This is a genomic window from Acinetobacter sp. CIP 102136, assembly GCF_000369685.1.
GTDB lineage: Bacteria > Pseudomonadota > Gammaproteobacteria > Pseudomonadales > Moraxellaceae > Acinetobacter > Acinetobacter fasciculus.
Genome location: NZ_KB850147.1, coordinates 1 through 6,042, shown reverse-complemented (window position 1 = coordinate 6,042; position 6,042 = coordinate 1). Strand labels below are relative to the sequence as shown.

6 protein-coding genes and 5 pseudogenes are annotated in these 6,042 nt (G+C 37.3%); 8 read left to right on the top strand and 3 right to left on the bottom strand.

Translation table 11 applies throughout. The features are described 5' to 3' along the window. A pseudogene (locus F893_RS15880) lies at window positions 1-172 on the bottom strand (IS6 family transposase); the annotation flags it as partial. 62 nt (window positions 173-234) lie between these two features. On the opposite strand from F893_RS15880, the pseudogene F893_RS17980 reads away from it, so the two are divergent. The 5 genes and pseudogenes from F893_RS17980 to F893_RS17630 form a co-directional block, all read left to right on the top strand. Continuing rightward, window positions 235-411, top strand: a pseudogene (locus F893_RS17980) (IS982 family transposase); the annotation flags it as partial. A gap of 201 nt (window positions 412-612) precedes the next feature. After that, window positions 613-2,070, top strand: coding sequence for a DASS family sodium-coupled anion symporter (locus F893_RS15875; protein ID WP_004695721.1), 1,458 nt, complete (start codon window positions 613-615; stop codon window positions 2,068-2,070). A gap of 101 nt (window positions 2,071-2,171) precedes the next feature. Then, window positions 2,172-3,104 (top strand): IS5-like element ISAha3 family transposase, encoded by a 933-nt coding sequence (locus F893_RS15870; protein ID WP_004812228.1) that lies wholly within the window; start codon window positions 2,172-2,174, stop codon window positions 3,102-3,104. Window positions 3,105-3,158: 54 nt separating this feature from the next. Continuing rightward, window positions 3,159-3,512: pseudogene (locus tag F893_RS15865) on the top strand (IS6-like element IS1008 family transposase); the annotation flags it as partial. Between the two features lie 43 nt (window positions 3,513-3,555). Next, window positions 3,556-3,759 (top strand): annotated as a pseudogene (locus F893_RS17630) (arsenic resistance protein); the annotation flags it as partial. 128 nt (window positions 3,760-3,887) lie between these two features. On the opposite strand, the gene F893_RS15855 reads toward F893_RS17630, so the two are convergent. Together F893_RS15855 and F893_RS15850 are read right to left on the bottom strand one after the other, a co-directional pair. Next, window positions 3,888-4,220, bottom strand: a complete 333-nt coding sequence (locus tag F893_RS15855; protein ID WP_004812232.1) for a type II toxin-antitoxin system HicB family antitoxin — start codon at window positions 4,218-4,220, stop codon at window positions 3,888-3,890. Continuing rightward, the gene (locus tag F893_RS15850) at window positions 4,217-4,465 is read right to left on the bottom strand and encodes a type II toxin-antitoxin system HicA family toxin (protein WP_004812233.1); all 249 of its coding nucleotides are present in this window, start codon (window positions 4,463-4,465) and stop codon (window positions 4,217-4,219) included. Before F893_RS15850 ends, F893_RS15855 begins: the two co-directional genes overlap by 4 nt. 177 nt (window positions 4,466-4,642) lie before the next feature. On the opposite strand from F893_RS15850, the gene F893_RS15845 reads away from it, so the two are divergent. The 3 genes and pseudogenes from F893_RS15845 to F893_RS18190 all read left to right on the top strand — a co-directional run. Continuing rightward, window positions 4,643-5,071 (top strand): organic hydroperoxide resistance protein, encoded by a 429-nt coding sequence (locus F893_RS15845; protein WP_004786455.1) that lies wholly within the window; start codon window positions 4,643-4,645, stop codon window positions 5,069-5,071. A gap of 6 nt (window positions 5,072-5,077) precedes the next feature. Next, complete coding sequence (locus F893_RS15840) at window positions 5,078-5,509, top strand: MarR family winged helix-turn-helix transcriptional regulator (protein ID WP_000042163.1); 432 nt, start codon at window positions 5,078-5,080, stop codon at window positions 5,507-5,509. A 393-nt stretch (window positions 5,510-5,902) separates the two neighbouring features. Then, a pseudogene (locus F893_RS18190) lies at window positions 5,903-6,042 on the top strand (IS5/IS1182 family transposase); the annotation flags it as partial.

The window sequence follows — 6,042 nt, the reverse complement described above, 5'->3', positions numbered from 1 at the left end:
TTTCAGGAGCATAACGTTGAACCCAACGGTAAATAGTCGTGTGATCAACATTCACACCCCGTTCGGCCAGCATTTCCTGCAGTTCACGATAGCTAATGCCATATTTACAATACCAGCGCACAGCCCAAAGAATGATTTCGCCCTGAAAATGCCGACCATGGAAAGGATTCATATGCTGCACCTTTAGCTAAAACAGTCTTCAGCTTACCATTCGTGGTTATTTGCAACAGTGCCAAACAGCGCAATAAAATAGAAACGTTATTCAGCTTATTGAAAGGCCAATACAATTTAGTGACGAGTAAAGCTCGTAGTATTCATGGATTTCTAAGTGGGATTTACGCATCGTTATGCGCATATCAATTAACTCATCGAAATAAGCCGAAAATTCAAATTATGGAACCATTGGCTTAAACAGGATTCGGGTTAATAAACATATAAACTACTATTAAGAATAAATGAATTGAGCAACATTAAATTCTTATTGAAGTCAATCGTTCGCTAGACAAAATTGAAATCTTTCTTTTATTGACAATATGTTAACCACACTAGACTTCAATAAAATCACTGTTCATTATAAATCACATAATAACTATATTTTTGGAGTACGATTCAATGGGATTCAAACTCATACCAACCATAATTTCAGTATCACTTACCCTTATTATTTGGTTTCTCATTCCAATTCCGCAAGATGTTTCTGCAAATGCTTGGCTTCTATTTGCGATGTTTATTGGTGTTATTTCAGCCATTATTGGTAAAGCAATGCCTATTGGTGCAATTTCGATTATCGCGATAGCACTGGTCGCGATTACCCGAGTAACAGCAGATAACCCTAGCGATGCCATCAAAGATGCTTTAAGTGGCTTTGCTAACCCTCTTATTTGGTTGATTGGTATATCCATCATGATTTCAAAAGGGTTACAAAAAACAGGGCTAGGTGCACGACTAGGTTATTACTTTATTGCAGTTTGGGGTAAAAGAACCATTGGTATTGGCTATAGCCTTGCATTATCTGAACTCATTCTTGCACCTGTTACCCCAAGTAATACAGCACGTGGAGGCGGAATTATTCACCCTATCGTGCGCTCGATTGCAACGAGTTTTGACTCAGATCCAGAAAAAGGCACTGAAGGTAAAATTGGTAAATATCTTGCTTTGGTCAATTACCATTCAAATCCTATTACTTCTGCCATGTTTATTACGGCTACTGCACCCAACCCTTTAGTCGTTGAACTCATTGCGAAAGCGACCAATAGTCAAATCCATTTGAGTTGGACCACATGGGCATTAGCAATGGTTTTACCAGGTGTTGTTGCATTAGCATTTATGCCGATTGCGCTTTACTTTATGTACCCACCTGAAATTAAAAAAACACCAAATGCTGCACAATTTGCCAAAGACCGTTTACAAGAAATGGGTCCCATTACCTTACATGAAATGATTATGTTGGCTGTATTTGGAATTTTATTATTACTCTGGGCAGGTATTCCTGCCATGTTGTTGGGTGATATGTGGACTTTAGACCCAACTACAACCGCGTTTATTGGTTTATCACTCCTTCTGCTTACAGGAGTTTTAACTTGGGATGATGTCTTAACTCAAAAGAGTGCATGGGATACAGTAACTTGGTTTGCTGCATTGGTCATGATGGCGACCTTTTTAAATAAGCTCGGCTTAATCGCTTGGTTTTCTGGTGTTTTACAAACTAGCATTGGACAGCTTGGCTTAACGTGGGTTCCTGCTTCCATGCTTTTACTATTTGCTTATATGTACGCTCACTATATTTTTGCCAGTACTACTGCACATATTACCGCTATGTTTTCAGCATTCTACATTGCAGGTATCGCACTAGGTGCTCCTCCAATGTTCTTTGCACTGATTATGGCAGCAGCATCAAGCATTATGATGACGCTGACTCATTATGCGACAGGTACATCCCCTATTATTTATGGTTCAGGTTATACAACGCTTGGTGAATGGTGGAAAGCTGGTTTTGCTATGAGCATTATCAATATAGCTATTTTTATTGTATTGGGCGGACTTTGGTGGAAGATGCTGGGCTATTGGTAATTTAATATCTATAACAAAATTAAAATTTTATAAGTATAGTTATATCTGGCTTTGTTGCACAAAGCTATTCTTGAAGGCTTCTTCAGTAATATAATTTCCAGATGAAGAAGCCTACACCTAAAATCTATCGTACAACCAATTGGTCCTCGTATAACCAAGCTTTAATCAAGCGAGGAAATATTTCAATCTGGTTTGATCCTAAGACGCAATGGTATGCACAACCACAAGGCAAGCAAGGACGAAATCAAACTTATTCCGATACAGCGATTCAATGCTGTTTAATGATCAAATCTCTATTCCGTCTTTCTTTACGTATGGTTACTGGCTTTGTTCAAAGCCTGATTAAACTCTGTGGCTTGAATTGGACAGCACCAGATTACTCCACCCTTTGTAGACGACAAAAGCATATTGATATTGCGATAAGCTATCAGAAAAGTCATGATGGGTTACACCTACTTGTCGACTCTACGGGTTTAAAGTTTTTAGGTGAAGGCGAATGGAAGCGTAAAAAACATCAGCCTGAATACCGTCGGCAATGGCGTAAACTGCATATTGGTATAGATGCTGAAACACTGCAAATACGTGCCGTTCAGCTTACTACAAATAATGTCAGTGATTCACAAGTACTAGGTGATTTACTGGATCAAATTCCACTAGATGAGCGAATAGATTCTGTCTATACCGATGGCGCGTACGACACGAAGTGCTGCAGAAAAGTGATTTCAGATCGTCAAGCACATGCAGTAATTCCACCCAGAAAGAATGCCAAGCCCTGGAAAGATTCTAAAATAAGTTCAATAGAACGAAATGAGTTACTTCAAACGGTTAAACATTTAGGTAGAACCCTATGGAAAAAATGGTCGGGTTATCACCGTCGTAGTTTGGTGGAAACCAAGATGCATTGCATCAAATTATTAGGTGATAGGCTGACGGCAAGACATTTTCAAAGTCAGGTCAATGAAATTCATGCGCGTGTGGCAGTTCTGAATAGATTTACGGAATTAGGTAGACCTCGCACCCAAGTTGTGTCTTAAATTTGAATGGATTGGGGAGAACTCAGCTTTTGAATGTTTATGCAACAAAGCCGTTTTCTAGGAAAGATCTTCAATACGGTGAAAAAATGGCAAATTCCACGGGTCATCAATACAGATAAAGCAGCGACCTATGGCCATGCTTTATCACGATTAAAGCGAGAAGGAAAATGTCCAGTAGATATTGAGCACAGGCAGATTAAGTATAAAAATAATGTCATTGAATGTGATCATGGTAAGTTAAAGCGAATCATCAGGGCCACATTAGGATTCAAATCTATGAAGACGGCTTATGCCACAATTAAAGGTATTGAAGTCATGCGTGCACTACGTAAAGGACAAGCATCGTCATTTTATTATGGTCAGCCTCAGGGTGAAGTGTGTCTAATCAACAGGGTTTTCGGTCTCTAAGCACTTTTTAAAGGGAACATCATCGACTCAAATCTCTATTTGCAACAGTGCCAAAACGACTGCTATTTCCTTTACTGCGGCAGGCAATAATTTTGAATTAGCACTGGCTGTAGCGATTGCCACTTTTGGATTAGCTTCACCTGTAGCTTTCACAACAGTGATTGGACCGCTTGTTGAAGTGCCTGTATTGATTGCCTTAGTGACAGTTTCGCTATGGCTTAGAAAAAAAGTTTTTAAAGAAGTATGAATCAAAAGAGTATTTAGATTTCCTAAAATTAACATAATACACCTTATACAAAACTAAAAATGGGAGCTTTAAGCTCCCATTTTTGCTGAGTTTTTCAATTTTTAGGTAGTAGCCTAGGCTTCAATAAATTACGCACCTAAACGCATTAACTTTTCTTGAATCGCATCACTGACAAAGGCATTTAGAGAATTACTTGATGCTAAAACCGCCTTACGGTGCAATTCAGGGCTAATACGGACATTAAAAGTGCCTTTGAATGGTTGATCAGGAGATTTTCCTAGTTCAGCACATGATTCTAAATAGCCGTCTACAGATTCCTGAAAAGCTTTCTCAAGGGCTTTTAAAGTTTCCGCTTCATAGGTGATAAGATCACGAATAAAAGCAAGTTTTCCAAATAACTCACCTGTTTCAAGATCAGGCTCAATTGTTCCGAGATAACCTTTGTATTTTAAATAGCTCATAAAAATCCCTCCTGCTTGAGTGCCTGTTTTACAGCTTTCAATGCCCCACCTTTGATTTCATTTTCAGGGTGTGGTCTATGCAGTAAAATCATATGTTCAGTTTTTTCATTAAAAAACCGAACACGAGAGCCTGCCATTTCAAATTTTTCATAGCCGAGCTGGCTCAGTAAAACGACTAAATCTTTATATGGAAACGTATTTTTTGAATTTCCAAATTTTTCCAATAACTTTTCCGTTTTACCCATATTTTAGCCCTACTCAGTTACGACTAAGTATAGTCCCCTGAAATTAAAAAATGCAACTGAATTTAGTTGCATTTCATATAACAACCATTATGTTAAATGGAATATAAAAAACAGTTGACATAAATACATTGTGTGCAATTATATTGCACACAATGTATTTATTTAAAGGTAATCAAAATGAGTAATCTTTATTCTACCCAGGTTAAAGCAATCGGTGGACGTTCAGGAAATATTCGTAGTGAAGATGGTATCTTAGAACTAAAATTGGCTTTGCCAAAAGAATTAGGTGGTAAAGGTGATGCAACGAATCCTGAACAATTATTTGCAGCTGGCTATGCTGCATGCTTTGGAAATGCAGTGATCCATGTAACTCGTAGCAATAAAGAATATAAAATCCGTGATAACGATGTAGAGGTCCTGAGTACTGTTGGAATGGTTGCTAATGGCAATGGTGGATTTGCCTTGACAGTACACTTAGATGTCACACTTTCAGGTATTTCACAAGCTGATGCAGAGAAAATCGTGGAACAAACGCATCAAGTATGTCCTTATTCCAATGCTATTCGAGGTAATATACAGGTGTCTACCACTGTCTATACCAAATAAAAAGCTATGTCCAAGAATCAGCTTTGCTTAGATGAGCAACTATGTTTTCCTATTTATGCTGCATCTAATTTAATCGTAAAAGCTTATCGCCCTTTTCTTACACCTCTCGGACTCACTTATCCTCAATATTTAGTGATGTTGGTTTTGTGGGAAAAAGAATGTGTAAGTGTGGGTGATCTTGGACAAATTTTACATCTTGATAGTGGAACATTAACCCCACTATTAAAAAGAATGGAGACATCTGGTCTAATTAATCGATCACGTGATCCTAATGATGAAAGACGAGTTCTTATTTCATTAAAAGATAAAGGGCGAGACTTATCTGCTGAAGCAGAAAAGATTCCTAAAGAGCTTACCAAGAACATTGAGTTTGATAACTTAAATCAATTACGAGATGAATTAAAAGTATTAGTTAATCTATTATCAGAAAGAATTTGAGACCTCTTAATATCTGATAATGGAAGCCTGTTTACTTTCAAGAATCAATTAGTTTTTCTAAAATAAACATAATACACCTTATACGAAGTCAAAAAAATATATCTATATGATAATTAATGAAATTGTAATAACTATTCATAATGACCATTATGTAAAATGGATATGATAGAAGTGTACTAGTGAGTACACTTCTATCATAAAAAAGAGAGCTGCTAGCTCTCTTTTTTATGTTTTATTCAAAATGAAGTTGATATTTATCCGTCGTAATCTTGATCTTGAGGTTCTTATATTTTCGTTTTGTGGCACTCAGGGCTGAATCTGTCACTTCTGCATAAAATTTAGGGTCATTCATTAGATCTCTTGCGAAAGTAAAAAATTGTTTATACTAGCCCCATGAAATATGAAAATTTAACTCGATTTAATGATGGGGAATTTAAACGACTCGTTGGAGTTCCTCGTCCATTATTCTTAAAAATGGTATCGGTGTTACAACACGCTGAACTTGCCAAGAAAAAATCTGGAAGGCCGCATTC